Origin of the sequence: Streptococcus sp. HMSC064H09, from assembly GCF_001812625.1 — a bacterium.
GTDB lineage: Bacteria > Bacillota > Bacilli > Lactobacillales > Streptococcaceae > Streptococcus.
Window position 1 is genome coordinate 36245 of the sequence record NZ_KV809606.1, and the last position, 258, is coordinate 36502.

The window sequence follows — 258 nt, forward strand, 5'->3', positions numbered from 1 at the left end:
GACAAAAGGTTACACAACTCCTAACTGAGAAGGTGTCATTAACGGATATTGCCAGAAGACTTCGCGTGTCAACGTCCACTGTCTATCGTAAACTCGACCAGTTTACTTTCAAGGAACATTATGACAAACTCCCAGCTATTATGTCCTGGGATGAGTTTGGCTTCAAGAAAGGGGAATTGGCTTTTGTGGCACAGAACTATGAGACAAACGAACTCATAACTATACTTGATAATCGCTGCCAAACTACTATACGAAACT

1 protein-coding gene is annotated in these 258 nt (G+C 41.5%); it reads left to right on the forward strand.

What is annotated here, in order from left to right; genetic code table 11:
- A partial coding sequence (locus HMPREF2867_RS11045; protein WP_141751012.1) for a helix-turn-helix domain-containing protein occupies nucleotides 1-258 on the forward strand: 258 nt, incomplete at both ends.